The sequence below is a fragment of the Parerythrobacter lacustris genome (assembly GCF_024626475.1).
GTDB classification, from domain to species: domain Bacteria; phylum Pseudomonadota; class Alphaproteobacteria; order Sphingomonadales; family Sphingomonadaceae; genus Parerythrobacter_A; species Parerythrobacter_A lacustris.
Genome location: NZ_JANKHH010000004.1, coordinates 281,296 through 296,888, shown reverse-complemented (window position 1 = coordinate 296,888; position 15,593 = coordinate 281,296). Strand labels below are relative to the sequence as shown.

Annotated in this window: 16 protein-coding genes; 6 read left to right on the top strand and 10 right to left on the bottom strand. The window is 63.2% G+C overall.

Going from position 1 to position 15,593, the window contains the following annotated elements; all coding sequences use genetic code 11:
* Positions 1 to 13 precede the first annotated feature (13 nt).
* The 6 genes from NSO95_RS07960 to NSO95_RS07935 all read right to left on the bottom strand — a co-directional run bounded on the left by NSO95_RS07960 (position 14) and on the right by NSO95_RS07935 (position 7,204).
* On the bottom strand, positions 14 to 883 hold the full coding sequence (locus tag NSO95_RS07960) for an AAA family ATPase (protein ID WP_257595657.1): 870 nt from the start codon (positions 881 to 883) through the stop codon (positions 14 to 16).
* Positions 884 to 948: 65 nt separating this feature from the next.
* Positions 949 to 2,202, bottom strand: coding sequence for a DUF3422 domain-containing protein (locus NSO95_RS07955; protein ID WP_257595656.1), 1,254 nt, complete (start codon positions 2,200 to 2,202; stop codon positions 949 to 951).
* 105 nt (positions 2,203 to 2,307) lie between these two features.
* A complete protein-coding gene (locus NSO95_RS07950) occupies positions 2,308 to 3,579 on the bottom strand; it encodes a serine hydrolase (protein ID WP_257595655.1) in 1,272 nt (423 codons plus the stop codon).
* A gap of 67 nt (positions 3,580 to 3,646) precedes the next feature.
* Positions 3,647 to 4,018 carry a hypothetical protein gene (locus NSO95_RS07945; RefSeq protein WP_257595654.1) on the bottom strand — a complete coding sequence of 124 codons (372 nt, stop codon included), beginning with the start codon at positions 4,016 to 4,018 and terminating at the stop codon, positions 3,647 to 3,649.
* Positions 4,011 to 5,987: a DNA topoisomerase IV subunit B gene (gene parE / locus NSO95_RS07940; protein ID WP_257595653.1), complete on the bottom strand. Its 1,977-nt coding sequence runs from the start codon at positions 5,985 to 5,987 to the stop codon at positions 4,011 to 4,013. The genes NSO95_RS07945 and parE overlap by 8 nt, the downstream gene beginning before the upstream one ends.
* 56 nt (positions 5,988 to 6,043) lie before the next feature.
* Entirely contained in the window at positions 6,044 to 7,204 is a 1,161-nt protein-coding gene (locus tag NSO95_RS07935; protein WP_257595652.1) for a penicillin-binding protein activator, read from the bottom strand.
* Positions 7,205 to 7,257: 53 nt separating this feature from the next.
* On the opposite strand from NSO95_RS07935, the gene rsmI reads away from it, so the two are divergent.
* From rsmI to NSO95_RS07915, 4 genes are read left to right on the top strand one after another with little or no spacing between them, the layout of a single operon-like run.
* A complete protein-coding gene (rsmI, locus tag NSO95_RS07930) occupies positions 7,258 to 8,106 on the top strand; it encodes a 16S rRNA (cytidine(1402)-2'-O)-methyltransferase (protein WP_257595651.1) in 849 nt (282 codons plus the stop codon).
* Positions 8,103 to 8,453 carry a YraN family protein gene (locus NSO95_RS07925; RefSeq protein WP_257595650.1) on the top strand — a complete coding sequence of 117 codons (351 nt, stop codon included), beginning with the start codon at positions 8,103 to 8,105 and terminating at the stop codon, positions 8,451 to 8,453. Before rsmI ends, NSO95_RS07925 begins: the two co-directional genes overlap by 4 nt.
* Before the next feature lie 19 nt (positions 8,454 to 8,472).
* Entirely contained in the window at positions 8,473 to 9,423 is a 951-nt protein-coding gene (gene gshB / locus NSO95_RS07920) for a glutathione synthase (protein ID WP_257595649.1), read from the top strand.
* Complete coding sequence (locus NSO95_RS07915) at positions 9,420 to 10,481, top strand: energy transducer TonB (protein WP_257595648.1); 1,062 nt, start codon at positions 9,420 to 9,422, stop codon at positions 10,479 to 10,481. Before gshB ends, NSO95_RS07915 begins: the two co-directional genes overlap by 4 nt.
* Here NSO95_RS07915 and NSO95_RS07910 read toward each other — a convergent pair.
* A complete protein-coding gene (locus NSO95_RS07910; RefSeq protein WP_257595647.1) occupies positions 10,478 to 11,389 on the bottom strand; it encodes a tyrosine recombinase XerC in 912 nt (303 codons plus the stop codon). The two genes, NSO95_RS07915 and NSO95_RS07910, sit on opposite strands and share 4 nt — an antisense overlap.
* On the bottom strand, positions 11,386 to 12,537 hold the full coding sequence (gene hemW / locus NSO95_RS07905) for a radical SAM family heme chaperone HemW (RefSeq protein ID WP_257595646.1): 1,152 nt from the start codon (positions 12,535 to 12,537) through the stop codon (positions 11,386 to 11,388). The genes NSO95_RS07910 and hemW overlap by 4 nt, the downstream gene beginning before the upstream one ends.
* A 63-nt stretch (positions 12,538 to 12,600) precedes the next feature.
* Here hemW and NSO95_RS07900 point away from each other — a divergent pair, with 63 nt between their 5' ends.
* Entirely contained in the window at positions 12,601 to 13,119 is a 519-nt protein-coding gene (locus NSO95_RS07900; RefSeq protein WP_257595645.1) for a CAP family protein, read from the top strand.
* Between the two features lie 12 nt (positions 13,120 to 13,131).
* Here the strand turns inward: NSO95_RS07900 and rdgB are convergent, their stop codons facing one another.
* Together rdgB and rph are read right to left on the bottom strand one after the other, a co-directional pair.
* Positions 13,132 to 13,761: an RdgB/HAM1 family non-canonical purine NTP pyrophosphatase gene (rdgB, locus tag NSO95_RS07895; RefSeq protein WP_257595644.1), complete on the bottom strand. Its 630-nt coding sequence runs from the start codon at positions 13,759 to 13,761 to the stop codon at positions 13,132 to 13,134.
* Positions 13,758 to 14,471: a ribonuclease PH gene (gene rph / locus NSO95_RS07890; protein ID WP_257595643.1), complete on the bottom strand. Its 714-nt coding sequence runs from the start codon at positions 14,469 to 14,471 to the stop codon at positions 13,758 to 13,760. The genes rdgB and rph overlap by 4 nt, the downstream gene beginning before the upstream one ends.
* Before the next feature lie 76 nt (positions 14,472 to 14,547).
* Between rph and hrcA the strand changes: the two genes are divergently transcribed.
* Complete coding sequence (hrcA, locus tag NSO95_RS07885) at positions 14,548 to 15,588, top strand: heat-inducible transcriptional repressor HrcA (protein WP_257595642.1); 1,041 nt, start codon at positions 14,548 to 14,550, stop codon at positions 15,586 to 15,588.
* The last annotated feature ends 5 nt before the right edge of the window (positions 15,589 to 15,593 follow it).

Below are 15,593 nucleotides of genomic sequence, written 5' to 3'. Positions count from 1 at the left end.
CGGCGCCGCTTGGTCAATTCGGGTTTCTGCGCGCCATGAAGGCCAGCCGTTCGAACAGCATCACATCCTGCTCGTTCTTGAGCAGAGCCCCGTGCAAAGGCGGGATCGCGTTGTTGGGGTTCGAATCCTGCAGGACTTCCAGCGGCATATCCTCGTTCAGCAGCAGCTTTAGCCAGTCGAGCAGCTCGCTGGTGCTCGGCTTTTTCTTCAGGCCGGGAACTTCGCGCAGCTCGTAAAATATATCCATCGCCTTTTTGACCAGCGTCTTTTGAATGCCCGGATAATGGACATCGATGATGTCCTGCATCGTCTCGCGATCGGGAAACTTGATGTAGTGGAAGAAGCAGCGGCGCAGGAACGCGTCGGGCAATTCCTTCTCATTGTTCGACGTGATGACAACGACGGGCCGCTCCGCAGCAGTAATCGTCTCATGGGTCTCGTAGACGTCGAAGCTCATGCGATCGAGTTCCTGCAGCAGGTCGTTGGGGAACTCGATGTCGGCCTTGTCGATCTCGTCGATCAGCAGCACGGGCAGTTCGGGGCAGGTGAAGGCCTCCCACAGCTTGCCCTTCTTGATGTAATTCGCAATGTCGTGGACCCGCTCGTCACCCAGCTGGCCGTCACGCAGACGAGCGACGGCATCGTACTCATAGAGGCCTTGCTGCGCCTTGGTGGTCGATTTGACGTTCCATTCGATCAGCGGGGCGTTGATCGCTTTCGCGATTTCATGTGCCAGGACCGTTTTGCCCGTACCCGGCTCACCCTTGACCAGCAGCGGGCGGCGCAAGGTTACCGCCGCGTTGACCGCGACCTTCAGGTCTTCGGTCGCAATGTACGAGCTGGTGCCCTCGAAGCGGGACGGTGCGGAAGTGTTTTCGGCCATGGGTTTTCCCTTGCAACTTTACGTTAGCGTTAACCGCCGCGGCGAAGTTGGGCAAGGGGCGTTGTTCAGGGATCGGGATCGTTAAGCAGCCTGCGTTTGGCCAACCGCATGAACAGCCAGATCAACGCCATGGTGACCGGCACCGAGAGAGCCAGGACGAGATCGACGTCGCCCAACGGCACAGCATGCGCTGCGCCCTTCAGCACATATGCCAGCAGATTGACGCCGTAGTAGGAGATTGCCACTATCGACAGTCCTTCGACCAGTTGTTGCAAGCGCAATTGCTGTGCTGCCCTGCGTTCCATTGATTCGAGCAGCTTCGCGTTCTGGTTTTCGATCCGTGTCTCAACCCGTGCCCGAAGCAGGGCGGTCAGGTCGGCGCTCCGCGCGGTCAGCTTGTCGAGCCGCTCGCGGTAGGCGGCGCAGGTGCGCACCGCTGGCAGAAACCGACGCCGGGCAAAGTCCTTCAGCGAATGAAACCCGCTGATGGGCTCCGGCTGGAGGTCTTCGAGCCTTTCGCTGACCAGTTCGGCATAGGCCTTGGTCGCATCGAGGCGGTAACCGATCCGGTTCGACAGGTTGGTCAATTCCAGCGAGAGACCCGAAACCTGCTCCAGCAGCATATCGTCGCGCGAATTCGGATCGGAAACCTCGGCCGCGAATTGCCTGAGTCGCTGCTCGACCACGTCCAGTTCGACCCATTGCTCGCGCACTTCGGGCAAGGCCAACAACGCCATGTTGCGGTAGTTGCCCAGCTCTTGCAGCTGCTGGACCGATCGCGATAGCGCGACCGGATCGCAGCCGTTCGCAGCGATCAAGACCCGGCCGTAATTGCCTTCGTGGATCCGGAAGTCCGACCAGAACCGGTTTCCGCCTGCTAGCCGGGACGAAACCATTTCTCCGCTCCGGAACGGCATGCGTTCGAGCATCGCCTCTGCCGCCGCTTCATCTGGCACGATGTTGATATGCGTTGCGCGCACGACCTGACCGGGGAACCGCTCCATCCATTCGCGGACTTTGGCAAACTCCTTGTCGCTGTGTGCGCCAGTGAAAAAGACCGTGACGCTCGTGCCCTCTGTATGACGCTCCCAGGCAAACGCCGTACCGTTGTAGAGTTGACCGGAATAGTGGCGGTCCTTCGGGCTCGGTGGCGCAGCACCGTCAGCGAGACCCGTTTTGAGCAGCCGCAGTTCCTTCTCGCGCTCTTCAGGGGCGACAACCCACGCGATCTGAACGATCTCGCCTTCGGGCGGCAGGTGCGGCCAGCGCCGCAGGTGCATTTCCTCAACTACCTGTCGCCTGAGTACGTGTTCGCGCATGGTCACCCCTGTGCCAGAGATGAGCGCGTTATGCCCTTCTATTGCAAAGATGGAAATGCGGTCGTGAGAATTGCCGCGTGGCGGAATTGCGCACCACGAACGTGCCTAGCGAGACAGCGCGATCACCCGTTGGGCCAACAGTTCGAACGCGGTCTCGTCCACCGGCGAAGCGGGATCATTCCAACCCATGGTAAGTATGTACCAACGTCCGTCAAAATCTTGCAACAGCCAGGTCAAGTTGATGACCCCAGGCTCCGATCCGCCCTTGAAGCCGATGTAGTTCCAGTTGCCTTGCTCGGCTGCGGGCAGCGAGGGATTGATCGACATGATCTCGCGAGCAGTGGGATCGGAGAGCTCCGCGAGACGTGCGAGCAGTCGTCGCAGTTCGGCAGGGCTGGCGAACCACTCGATCGTATCGATCGCAGTCGGCGAGGTGAACCTGGGCGGCTCGACCTTTTCCGGATCGCCGCCCGATTGAGCCCGGATCCGTGCGACGAGTGCGTGCTGTTCCGCTTCGCTGCCAGCCTCGAATGCGGAGGCAAGATCTCCGTTACCTTTCAGGGCGAACAGGCTCAATGTGTCGAGCCACGGCGTGTTGCGCGGATCGTTGTCTGCCCCGGAACGCGCGAGCTCGGCCCCTATCGCGCTCTCGGGGAGCAACGCCATCAGCTGGTCGGTCGCGGTGTTGTCGCTGATCGAGATCATCATCGATGCCAGTGTGTGGAGCGTAACCGGCGCTCCCTGCGGCCAGTTCTGCATCTGGCCGCTGGGGAAGGACCGGCGTTCGAGCGAGTGGACATCGCTCCAGCGTATTTCGCCTCGCTCGACAGAATGGGCCAGAGCCGAAAGAGCGAAGAGCTTGAAAGTCGAGCCGAGGGCGAGTCTCCGGTCGGATCCGATCGACAGCATCGGCGAGCTGCCATCGAGCGGGCCGAAGTAGGCGGTAACCTCGCCGGGCAGAGCCATGAGGTCGGCCTCGATCTTGTCAGCGCTGTCATCGACTGGATCGAACTTCGACAGGAGCAACCCGACGATGAGGTGCGGGGAGGCTGGGTCCAGGGTGATGGTACCGCCTGCGATCGCCCTCTCGAACCGGATTGCTATCTGCGCGCTGTTCTGCCCGGTAGGGTCGACCAGCTGGACCGCCTTTGCAGCCCCGAACTGACCGGTTATCTGCCGGGTAAAAGCTTCGAACTGCGCTGGTGGAACTGCGGCAAGAAAGGCCGGCCCAAAAATCTCTTCGGGGTCCTTCTCGCCATTGATCGCGGCGACGACATCGGCTGCGCGGCTATCCAAGGCGGCATCGGCAGTTGCAGCGGTCTCCTGTGCGAATGCAGCCGCAGGAGGAAGGGCGATGACGAGGAAAATTGCAATCATGTGGCGAAGCATGGACGGACTCCCTTGGGGCCAGCATGCAGCACAGGCGGTCGAATGCAAGCCGCAGTCAAAGTTCGGGGATGTGCGCCAGCGCGATCAGCGCAAGGGATCCTGCCAGCATTGCCCCGGTAAGTACCTGCCACACCGCCGGCGCCTGCGCCATGCCGCGGTTCCAGGTCATCTGCGCGATCATCCCGGTGGCGAAGAAAGCGATGGCGAGGTTCGTCCGCCCCGGAAGACCCAGAATGCCGATCACGATCAGGGCGATCAGCGGCTGCACGAGGATTTGCAAGAACAATGCACCCGAGAACCAGACGATTGGCACCGGACGATAGGCACCGTCGGGCATTTCCCAGTCAGGGAGCGACGTATCGGGCCGCGAAAGCCGCCGGTCGCCGCCCCACACTTCGCCGTCGTCGTCCTCCTGCCGCTCAGGCATCGATCAGGTCGCGGTCGACCTCGCCCGCGCGGTTCTGGATGAAGTTGAACCGGTGCTCCGGGTTCCGGCCCATCAGTTCGTCGACCAGCCGGGTCACCGCCGCGCGCTGCTCGAACTCGGGGGGGAGGGTGATGCGGACGAGGCTGCGCGTCCCGGGGTCCATTGTTGTCTCACGCAATTGCGAAGGATTCATTTCGCCAAGGCCCTTGAAGCGTCCTACTTCAACCTTCTTGCCCTTGAACACCGTCGCTTCCAGCTCGGCGCGATGCGCATCGTCGCGGGCGTAGCGGCTCTCCTTGCCGGCAGTCAGGCGATAGAGCGGGGGCTGGGCGAGGAACAGGTGCCCCTTGCGCACGATGTCGCTCATCTCCTGGAAGAAGAAGGTCATCAGCAGGGTGGCGATATGCGCGCCGTCGACATCGGCGTCGGTCATGATGATTACCCGGTCGTAGCGCAGGTTCTCCGCGTCGCAATCCTTTCGCGTGCCGCAACCCAGCGCGAGCGCGAGGTCGGCGATTTCCTGGTTGGCGCGGATCTTGTCGGCGCTGGCGCTGGCGACGTTGAGGATCTTGCCGCGGATCGGCAGGATCGCCTGCGTCTTGCGGTTGCGCGCCTGCTTGGCGCTGCCACCTGCGGAATCGCCTTCGACGATAAACAGCTCGGTCTCGCCCTGGCCGTCGCCGCTGCAATCGGTCAGCTTGCCGGGCAGGCGCAGCTTCTTGGCGTTGGTCGCGGTCTTGCGCTTGATCTCGCGCTCCTGCTTGCGGCGCAAGCGCTCGTCCATCCGCTCCATCACCTGGCCGAGCAGCGCCTTGCCGCGCTCCATGTTGTCGGTCAGGAAATGGTCGAAATGGTCGCGCACCGCGTTCTCGACCAGCCGTGCTGCTTCGGGCGAGGTCAGCCGGTCCTTGGTCTGGCTCTGGAACTGCGGATCGCGGATAAAGACGCTGAGCATCACTTCGCACCCGGTCATCACGTCGTCGGCGGAGATGTCCTTGGCCTTCTTGGCTCCGGTCAATTCACCGAATGCACGCAGTCCCTTGGTGAGGGTGGCACGCATGCCTTGTTCGTGCGTTCCGCCATCGGGGGTGGGCACCGTATTGCAATACCAGCTGGTCGACCCGTCCGACCACAGCGGCCATGCCACCGCCCATTCAACCCGCCCCTGCTCGTCAGGAAAATCCTGCCGCCCGGTGAAGGGCTGCGCGGTGACGCATTCGCGGTTGCCGACCTGCTCCGCCAAATGGTCTGCGAGTCCGCCGGGGAACTTGAACACCGCTTCGGCCGGCGCATCGTCCGATGCGAGAGTGGGGGCGCATTTCCAGCGGATTTCCACCCCGGCAAAGAGATAGGCTTTGGACCGCGCGAGCTTGAACAGCCGCTTGGGGGTGAACTGGCGGTCGCCGAAAATTTCGCTGTCGGGCGTGAAGCTGACGGTCGTGCCGCGCCGGTTGGGCGTCGGGCCGAGCTGCTGGATCGGGCCGAGGGTTTGCCCTCTTGCAAACTCCTGCGAGTAGAGCTGGCGGTCGCGCGCGACCTCGACCCTCGTGTGCGAGGACAGCGCGTTGACGACGCTGACTCCGACGCCGTGCAAGCCGCCGGAAGTTGCGTAGGCCTTGCCCGAGAACTTGCCGCCCGAATGGAGCGTCGACAGGATCACCTCCAGCGTCGACTTGCCCGGAAACTTGGGGTGCTCGTCGACCGGGATGCCGCGCCCGTTGTCGGTGATCGAAAGGCGGTTGCCTTCTTCCAGACTGACCTCGATCCGCGTCGCGTGCCCAGCGACGGCCTCGTCCATCGCGTTGTCGAGCACTTCGGCCGCGAGGTGATGCAGCGCGCGGTCATCGGTTCCGCCGATATACATGCCGGGGCGGCGCCGCACGGGCTCGAGCCCCTCCAGCACCTCGATCGCGGAGGAATCGTAGTCGCCGCTCGACGCGGGCGTTCCATCAAACAGGTCATCGGACATGACAGGGCTATAGGCTTCGCATTTGCGGGCCTACAAGCGCGGCGTTGGCGTTATCGTCAGTCGCCGAATGTAGTCGGGGCAGGGGATACGATGACCACCTGCCCGTCGCGAATCTCGCGCACTTCCATCGCCCGCTCGATCACCCCGTTCCGCTTGAACCGGAACGGCCCGTCGAGGCCGAGAAAGCCGCCGTCCTCGCGCAGTTGGTTGACGGGGAAATCGCGCCCGACCGTCCAGTTGCGCGCCACCCGCAGGGTCAGCAGGATGCCGTCGTAGCCAAGCGTGGCAATCCTGAACGGTTGCTCGCCGAAACGTTCCTTGTAGCTGTCCGAGAAGCGCCTGAAACGGGTGTCGGAGATGGCCGAGAACAGCATTCCGCGCATCGACGGAGTCCGGGTGACGCCGGCTTCACCGCTGAGCAACTCGGTGCCCAGCAACAACGCCGAACCCCTGCCGCCCGGTTTCAGCTCGTTCGCCGCCATGGCGGTGAGGCGCGAACCGTCGGCGATCAGCACGGTGTCGAAACCGCCACGCTGACGCAGACGCTGCGACGCGCTGACGATGGAGGTGTTGCCGCGGTCGTAGCGCTCGGTCGCGACCATCTTGCCACCAGCGTTGACTACGGCCGTCGAGAAGGCGGCTTCGACCTGTTTGCCATATTCGCCATCGGGCACGATCGCTGCGAAATTGCTCGATCCATTGAGGCGCGCATAGTCCACCGTACGCTCGACCGATTGGGCCGGAATCTGTCCCATCACGAAAACGTCCGCTCCCGAGAGGCTCGCATCGTTCGAAAAGGTAATCACGGCGACATCGGCAGGACGGGCTTCGGCCAGCACTTGCGGCACGTTCTCGGCCACCAGCGGACCAAGGATCAGCTTGTTGCCGTCGGCCACCGCCTTGCGCGCCGCCTCGCGAGCACCGGAAGCGGTATCGTAAGTGGTAATGCGAAGGTTCGTGGCACTGGTGTCAAGAATTGCCATGGTCGCAGCATTGGCAATGGCGTTGCCGACAGGGCCATTCTCGCCGCTCATCGGGACAAGCAGAGCGATCCGGTGCCGCGTATCGTCACCGCTCGGCAAGGCATTTTCGCTCGGCGCAGTTGTCGGTTCGGGGGTCGGGCCGGACACAGGTTCTGTCGGAGTCGACGGTATGATCTTGCAGCCCGCCAAAAACAGCGTTGCAGCAATCACTGCAAAGCCGCGTCGATCCTTCATAAACCGCATCATTTCTTGCCGACCCCTCGCATTCCGGTCCATAGGCATCCGCTGTGAACCGCGACACCGAAGACCAATCTCTGGAACCCGGCCTCTATATCGTGGCGACGCCAATTGGCAATCTTGGCGACATCACGTTCCGGGCTGTCGATGTGTTGAAGCGCTGCGACCTGGTGGCATGCGAGGATACGCGTGTCGCTGGCAAGCTGCTGAAACACATCGGCGCATCGAAGCCGCTTCGGCGCTACGACGACCATAGCGCCGGCCGAGCCCGCGAAGAACTGGTCGCCGCCATGCGGAACGGTGCCGTTGCTCTGATAAGCGATGCCGGGACGCCTCTGGTCAGCGATCCGGGCTACCGCCTCGTGGTGGAAGCCCACAATGCAGGGATCGCAGTAGTAGCCGTCCCCGGTCCGTGCGCAGCGATCGCCGGCCTAACGGTGTCGGGACTGCCCAACGATCGGTTCCTGTTCGCCGGTTTCCTGCCGACCAAGGACAAGGCGCGCTGCGATGTGCTCGCCGAATTGGGTCCCGTTCCAGCGACACTGGTGTTCTATGACACGGGTCCGCGCCTGACCAAATCGCTCGCCGCCATCGCGACGACCTTGCCGGGCCGGACCGTCGCTGTTGCACGCGAACTGACCAAGATTCACGAGGAATGCCGCAGAGGCGATCCTTTCGAGCTGGTCGCGCATTACGAGGCGCATCCGCCGAAGGGCGAGATCGTGCTTCTTGTAGGGCCTCCGTTGGAGGCCAAGGTTCCGGCAGCAGACGCCGAGGCATTGTTGGTGGCCGCGCTCGCAACGCAAAAGACATCGCAGGCGGTCGCAGAAGTCGCTCGTCTGACCGGGCTCGACCGCAAGGCGCTCTATGCCCGTGCGATGGAACTGCGTGGCAAATGAAGCGGCAGCTCGCCGAGCGCAGCGGTCGTGACGGGGAGAAGCGCGCTGCAGCCTGGCTGAGGCTCAAAGGATGGACGATACTCGACAGCCGGGTCAAGACTCCTGCGGGCGAGATCGATCTTGTCGCCAAGCGCGGTTCTCTCATCGCCTTTGTCGAAGTCAAATGGCGCAAGAAGCGCGAGGAACTGGACTACGCGATCGACGAGTATCGCCTGCAGCGGGTTGCCGCAGCGGCCGAGGCGGTCGCTCACAAGTATGCGCTGGAGGGAGAGGACTTGCGGATCGACGTCATGCTGCTTGCGCCGGGCAGTTTCCCGCGCCACATCGCCAACGCCTATCAGCCCTAAGCCAGCCACAGGAACTGCAATGACCCTTCGCGTAGCTGTCCAGATGGACCCGATCGAGACGGTTAACATCGACGGGGATTCGAGCTTCGCGCTGATGCTTTCCGCGCAGGCTAGGGGGCACCGTGTGTGGCATTACGATGTCTCCACCCTCGCTTACGAGGATGGCAGGATCACCGCCTGGGCGCGGCTTTTGACAGTCCAGCGCGTCGCCGGAGCGCATTTCGAATGGCAGGGCGAGGCATCGAAGATCGACCTTGCCAAGGATATCGATGTCGTCCTGATGCGGCAGGATCCGCCGTTCCACCTCGGCTATATCAGCGCCGCGATGCTGCTCGACCGGCTCAAGGGCGAGACGCTGGTGGTCAACGACCCGCGCGAGGTGATCAACGCGCCGGAAAAAATGTTCGTGCTCGATTATGCGCAGTTCATGCCGCCGACGCTCGTCGCGCGCCAGTTGGAGGATATCCGCGCCTTCCAGCGCAAGCACGGTGCGGTGGTGGTGAAGCCGCTGCATGGCAATGGCGGCAAGGCAATCTTCCGCATCGAGGCCGATGGGACCAACCTCTCGGCGTTGTCCGAGGTGTTCAACCAGACGTGGCCCGAGCCGCATATGGTCCAGCCTTTCCTCCCCGAAGTGGCTGAGGGCGACAAACGGATCGTTCTGATTGATGGCGAATTCGCCGGCGCCATCAACCGTTTTCCGGGCGAGGGCGAGTTCCGTTCCAACCTTGCCCAGGGCGGCCATGCGGAGGCAACCACTCTGACCGCTCGCGAGGAAGAGATTTGCGCCGCGATGGGGCCGGAGCTTAAGCGGCGTGGTCTGGTGTTCGTCGGTATCGACGTGATCGGCGGCAAGTACCTGACCGAGATCAATGTGACATCGCCCACGGGTATCGTCGCGATCGATCGGTTTAACGGGACCGACACACCAGCCTTGATCTGGGACGCGATCGAGAGGAAACCTGAATGAGGCCAGTAAACGCATTCGCCGCCGCGTGCCTGATGATCTGCCTTGCAACGCAAGTCACGGGCGCAAATGCGCAACCGCAGGTTGGAATCACGCAGACCCCCGACTGGTGGTCCAAACCCTGGATCGACCTGCATGGCGCTGCGCGCCTCGATTTCGACCCCGACGATGCGGCTTTCGCGAAGTTTGGCAGCAACTTCGACGACGACCAGCGTCACAGCGTCGAACTCGCTGTCGGCAGTGACGGAGTGATCAAGAGCTGTCGGGTTGGCGGTTCCGCAACTTCGAATGAGTTGGTTTCCTTCGCCTGTGCGCAACTCCGAAATTCCGGATCGGTCAGCATACCGGCAGGATACGACATGGCGGGTTGGCAAGGGCGGCTCACGGTCGAGTTCGGCGCTTCTGAGCTCGTCGAGACGGAAATTGTGCAACCGGTGATGTTCACGGACGCGCAGGATGGCGTCGAGATTTTAGTAGTGACGAGCACATCACGAGGTATCGACGCGCCCGTCGATTGCGAGACTTTTGCAATTGTCGGTGAACCCTTTCTGACCGACGATAGCTTCGAAGCGGTATGCGCAGCGTTCCTTTCCGCAGATGCAGAGACACAGGCCAAATGCCGTAAGGAAGCCCCATATGGCGATGAGCAACCCTATTACTGCCGGTTCGTGACCCGCTCTCTCGACCCGGTACCTATGCGCGAAGTCTATGTCACAATTCGCGAAAGCACTTCGTACCGCCCGCCTGCCTACCCACCAAAGCGCGACTTCGAGACCTCAGTGCTTGGCGAAAGCAAGGGCGAGTTCATTGTTCGTTATGACTATCCCGCGCGCGCCCTGCGTAGTGAGTGGGAAGGGCGGGTCATGATTATCGTGGGCGTCGGAGCGAACGGGAATGTCGTGTCCTGCCGCCCACTGGAAACCTCCGGGTTCGCTTTCCTGGACAATGAAGCTTGTTCGCAAATGCTGCGCAGGGGCCGCTATGAATTCGCCGAAGGCATCGAACGGCCCGCTGGCACGGCCTACACGCTGCAACCTGTGGTTTGGGCAATACCCGACTAGCTCTCGTCACCTTGATTGCGTTCGCGCGGATGTGCGTTGCGGTAGGTGTCGAGCAGGGTCGCCGCGTCCACCTTGGTGTATATCTGCGTCGAGCCGAGGCTGGCATGGCCGAGCAGTTCCTGCAAGCTCCGGAGGTCGGCACCCGCCCCGAGCAAGTGGGTCGCGAAACTGTGCCGCAAGGCGTGGGGTGTCGCCGTGGTTGGCAGCCCGAGTGCCTTGCGAGCCTGCGACATAGTCTTTTGAACCATCCCCTGATTGAGTGGGCCGCCTTTTGCCCCGAGGAAGAGCGGACCATTGGGCGCAATCGAAAAGGGGCATTGCGCAACATATTCTGCCACGCCCTCGCGAACGATTGGCAGGATCGGCACAACGCGCTGCTTCCCGCCTTTGCCGGTGACCGAAAGTGTCGCCCCTAGGCTAGCTTCGCGACCCGTCAGCGACAGAGCCTCGGCGATGCGGAGTCCGGCCCCGTAGAGCAGCAGGAGAACCGCCCGATCGCGCGCGCCTATCCAGTCGGTTTCCGCATTTTCCGCGACCATCTCGGCGACGTTTCGTGCTTCATCGGGAGTGATCGGCCGGGGCAGTCCCTTCTTCAAGCGTGGGCCGCGCAGGCGTGGCGGCTTGGCGTCGGACAATCCCGCTTGCGAAGCTGCAAAAGCGATGAACGCCTTGACCGCCGAGAGCTCGCGAGCAACCGACGCGTTGCCGAGGCCGTCGCTGCGCCGCTGAGCAAGGTATCGACGCAGGTCCGTGGCCTGCAACCTCGCAATCCGCTCCCAGCTCGACCAGTCCCCGATGTCGAGCAATCGCGCAGCGGCCGATCTATACGCGCGCACCGTATGCGGCGATCGGCGGCGCTGGTTGGTCAGATGCTTGCCCCAGGCTTCGAGGAAGTCGGCTTTCGTCACGATGCTACGAGTTCGCCCGAGACGACCTCACCGAGCAGCGCGTCGAGCACACCCATGCCTTGCCGTGCAACGCCAAGCCGCTCGTCGGCGCTCCACAGGAAACCAAGGCTGCGGTAGAATTCAGTGCGCTCGCGATCGATCATCGTATCGACGGACAGGCCAAACCGCCGCGAAAGCGCGTCGAGGTCCACCCCTTCGCGCAGCCGCAAGCCCATCATCAGCGCTTCGGAGGCTGCCTCGCTCGCGTTCAGCGGCCGCTCTTCACTCAAGCCGTTACCCTGCTCCGCAATGGCGTGCAGCCAGTTCTCGGGCTTCTTGTGCCGTTGCGTGGCGAAGCCGCCGCGTCGGCCGTGCGCCCCCGGACCGATCCCGATGTAGTCCTCGTATCGCCAATAGGTCAGGTTGTGGCGGCTCTCTTCGCCCGGAGCCGCGTGGTTGCTCACTTCGCAAGCGGGCAGGCCGGCAGCCGCCGTAATGTCCTGCGTCAACGCAAAGAGATCGGCCGCAGGATCATCCGCCAACGGCTCGAACACCCCGCGCCGCACATCGGTGGCGAAGCGCGTGCCTGGCTCGATGGTCAGTTGGTAGAGCGACAGATGGCTGGTCCCGAAGCCGATCGCGCGTTCGAGTTCGGCCTCCCACTGATCCGCACTCTGCCCGGGGCGCGCGTAGATCAGGTCGCAACTCACCCGCTGAAAACACGACTGTGCAACATCCAGTGCGGCAAGGCTCTCATCGACTGAATGCAAACGGCCAAGGAAGCCGAGCGCTTCGTCGTCGAGCGATTGGAGGCCCAGCGAGACACGGTTTACGCCGGCCGCAGACAATGCGGCGAATTTGCCGGCTTCGACCGATGACGGATTGGCTTCCAGCGTGATTTCGATTGCCGCATCGAAACCCCACAGTCGTTCGGCTTCTTTCAGCAGCGATCCGACCAGAGCAGGCGGCATTAGCGAAGGCGTACCCCCGCCGAAGAAGATCGAGGTCAGCGGGCCACTGTCGGCGAGCGCATGCTCGTGCTGCATGTCGGCGAGCAGCGACCGCTCCCACAGTCCATGATCGATCCCATCGCGGACGTGGCTGTTGAAATCGCAATAGGGGCATTTCTTCAGGCAGAAGGGCCAATGGATATAGAGCGCGCGGGCCATGGTAATCCTATTGTTTCAGTCCGCGTTAACCGCGACAAGCCCAAACCGCATCGCATGGGATGGGTGCTCAAAACCATTGTGCTGGCTGCGGCGATATGTGCCTTGCTGGGCGGCAATGCCGTGGCTGAAGCCGGGCTGCACCCGTTCGATGCCGAATTGCTGCGCACCCACAACGAAGCCCGCAGCGATTTCGGTGCAAAGCCGCTGCGCTGGAACGAAGAACTGGCAAACGATGCCCGTGCCTATGCCAAGACGCTCGCACGGCAAGGTCGGCTTGAGCATGCGCCAGCGATAGCGCGGCGGGGTGCCGGAGAGAACCTGTGGCAGGGCACTGATCGTTCCTTCACCGCAAGCGACATGATCGGGCGCTTCGTCGAGGAAAAGCGCTGGTTCAAGCCGGGCAGGTTCCCCGATGTCTCGACCACCGGAAACTGGGTCGATGTCGGGCATTACACGCAGATCGTCTGGCCATCGACCGAGGAAGTCGGCTGCGCGGTGGCGAGCAATGCGCGCGACGAGTTCCTCGTCTGTCGCTATCGTCCCGCGGGCAACATCTATGACGGGACGATCGCGCCGCAGTAAGCCGATGCGCGGTCAACCACCGAACTGGTCGGCGACCAATTTTGCGAAGGCATCGGCCCGGTGGCTGATCGCGTGCTTCGCTTCGGGTCCGATCTCCGCGAAGGTTTCATCATGCCCTGCGGGGATGAACACCGGATCGTAGCCGAAGCCCAGCGTCCCGCGCGGCGGCCAGGTGAGCGAACCGGCGCATTTGCCTTCGTACACCGCATATTCGCCATCCGGCCACGCCAGCGCGAGCACGCAGTGGAACGCGGCGCTACGGTCGGCGTCAGGGCCGATCTGCTGGAGCATCCCCTCGACCTTGCCCATCGCCATGTACCAGTCCCGGCCCGGGTTGCCTTCGAACCATTGCCGTTCGGCCCAGTCGGCGGTGTAGACGCCAGGGCGGCCATCGAGCGCGTCGACCGACAGCCCGCTGTCGTCCGCCAGCGCCGCCAGCCCCGAAGCTTCGGCAGCAGCGCGCGCCTTGATCAGCGCATTCTCGGCAAAGCTCTTGCCGGTCTCGGCAGGCTCGGGCAGGCCGAGCGAGCCGGCGCTGAGACATTTCACCCCATAAGGATCGAGCAGCGCACCGATTTCTTTCAGCTTGCCCGCATTATGCGTGGCAATGACCAGCGAACCGCCGCCGAGCTTTCGGGTCACCTCACCGCGTCCAGCTGGGCCGCAAAGATGCGGTCGCAGCCGATCCGGCCGAGGCGGAGAAGGCGCAGCAGGCCCTCTTCGTCATAGGTTGCGCCTTCGGCCGTGGCCTGGACCTCGGCGATCTGCCCGCCCGAGATCAGCACGAAATTGGCGTCGGCATCGGCGTTCGAATCCTCGTCGTAGTCGAGATCGAGCACCGGATTGCCTTGAAAGATGCCGCAGCTGATCGCCGCGACCTGCGCCGCGATCGGGTCGTCCTTGATCTCGCCATTCGCGATCATGCCGTTGACCGCAAGCCGCAACGCAACCCACGCGCCCGAGATCGATGCCGTGCGGGTGCCCCCGTCGGCCTGGATCACATCGCAATCGAGCGTAATCTGCCGCTCGCCGAGCTTTCTCAGGTCCACGACAGCGCGCAAAGACCGCCCGATCAGCCGCTGGATCTCCTGCGTCCGCCCCGATTGCTTGCCCTTGGCCGCCTCGCGCTGGCCGCGGGTATGAGTAGCGCGCGGGAGCATCGAGTATTCACCAGTCACCCAGCCTTCGCCCTTGCCGCGCATCCATGGCGGTACGTTGCGCTCGACGCTGGCGGTGCACAGCACCCGCGTATCGCCGAAGCTGACGAGGCACGAGCCTTCGGCATGCTTGGTGAAGCCGGTTTCGATGGTGATGGCGCGCATCTCGTCGGGCGCGCGGCCGGAAGGTCGCATGGGATTGTCCTTTGCTGAATCGTAGGGGCCGCGTTACGCGCTTGAGCGAACGAGTCCAACGACTAGATTGGTCACTATGCCCACTCCGCCCCTGACCGAACTGAGCGAGCGCGCCCGCGAGATCTTCCGGCTCGTGGTCGAAGGCTATCTCGACAGCGGAAATCCGGTCGGATCGAAGACGCTGGCCGGGGGCGGGGTGAACCTGTCCCCTGCCTCCATCCGGTCGGTGCTGGCCGATCTGGAGAGCCTTGGCCTTCTCGCTGCACCGCATACCAGTGCGGGGCGGATGCCGACCGATTCCGGCCTGCGCCTGTTCGTCGACGGGATGATGCAGGTGGCGGAACCCACGCGCGAAGAACGCAAGGCAATCGAAGCGCGGCTTGCCGAACCCGGCCCGATCGAGCAGGCGCTCGAGCAGACCAGCGCGATCCTGTCGGACATTTCCGGTGCAGCGGGAATGGTGCTGGTCCCGCAACGCGATCCGCGCCTCGCCCAGATCAGCCTCGTCGCCTTGGGCCAAAGCCGGGTGCTCGCCGTGCTGGTTGGCGAAGACGGGGTGATCGAGAACCGGGTGATGGACACTGCCGGGCCGGTCCCAGCCTCGGTGCTCGAGCAGGCGAGCAACTATATCAGCGCACGGCTTGCGGGGCGAACATTGCGCGAAGCGAGCGCTGCGATGCGCGCCGAGCTCGCCGCCAATCGCAGCCAGCTCGACGAGGCCAGCCGCGACCTTGTCGAACGGGGGCTCGCAGTGTGGAGCGAGGATGCGGCGAAGCGTCCCGTCCTGATCGTGCGCGGACAAGCAAATTTGCTCGATGCAGGCGCGCTTGAGGATCTCGAGCGGGTGCGCCAATTGCTCGACGATATCGAGAACAAGCACTCGATCGCCGGGCTGCTCGAAAGCGCGCGAGAGGCGGATGCAGCGCGGATTTTCATCGGCAGCGAGAACCGGCTGTTCGCGTTGTCCGGCTCTTCCGTCATCGCCTCGCCCTATCGCGACCGCGAGGGAAGGGTGGTCGGCGTGCTGGGGGTGATCGGCCCGACGCGGTTGAATTACGCGCGCGTCGTCCCCATGGTGGATTTCACGGCCCGATCCCTGGGCAAACTCATCGGATAGACACG

What these genes read in the sequence shown, in the direction of transcription:
- NSO95_RS07960 (WP_257595657.1), bottom strand. Translation starts at nt 883, where the DNA reads ATGGCCGAAAACACTTCCGCACCGTCCCGCTTCGAGGGCACCAGCTCG.
- NSO95_RS07950 (WP_257595655.1), bottom strand. Translation starts at nt 3,579, where the DNA reads ATGATTGCAATTTTCCTCGTCATCGCCCTTCCTCCTGCGGCTGCATTC.
- parE (WP_257595653.1), bottom strand. Translation starts at nt 5,987, where the DNA reads ATGTCCGATGACCTGTTTGATGGAACGCCCGCGTCGAGCGGCGACTAC.
- hrcA (WP_257595642.1), top strand. Translation starts at nt 14,548, where the DNA reads ATGCCCACTCCGCCCCTGACCGAACTGAGCGAGCGCGCCCGCGAGATC.
- rph (WP_257595643.1), bottom strand. Translation starts at nt 14,471, where the DNA reads ATGCGACCTTCCGGCCGCGCGCCCGACGAGATGCGCGCCATCACCATC.
- NSO95_RS07935 (WP_257595652.1), bottom strand. Translation starts at nt 7,204, where the DNA reads ATGAAGGATCGACGCGGCTTTGCAGTGATTGCTGCAACGCTGTTTTTG.
- NSO95_RS07925 (WP_257595650.1), top strand. Translation starts at nt 8,103, where the DNA reads ATGAAGCGGCAGCTCGCCGAGCGCAGCGGTCGTGACGGGGAGAAGCGC.
- hemW (WP_257595646.1), bottom strand. Translation starts at nt 12,537, where the DNA reads ATGGCCCGCGCGCTCTATATCCATTGGCCCTTCTGCCTGAAGAAATGC.
- NSO95_RS07915 (WP_257595648.1), top strand. Translation starts at nt 9,420, where the DNA reads ATGAGGCCAGTAAACGCATTCGCCGCCGCGTGCCTGATGATCTGCCTT.
- gshB (WP_257595649.1), top strand. Translation starts at nt 8,473, where the DNA reads ATGACCCTTCGCGTAGCTGTCCAGATGGACCCGATCGAGACGGTTAAC.
- NSO95_RS07955 (WP_257595656.1), bottom strand. Translation starts at nt 2,202, where the DNA reads ATGCGCGAACACGTACTCAGGCGACAGGTAGTTGAGGAAATGCACCTG.
- NSO95_RS07945 (WP_257595654.1), bottom strand. Translation starts at nt 4,018, where the DNA reads ATGCCTGAGCGGCAGGAGGACGACGACGGCGAAGTGTGGGGCGGCGAC.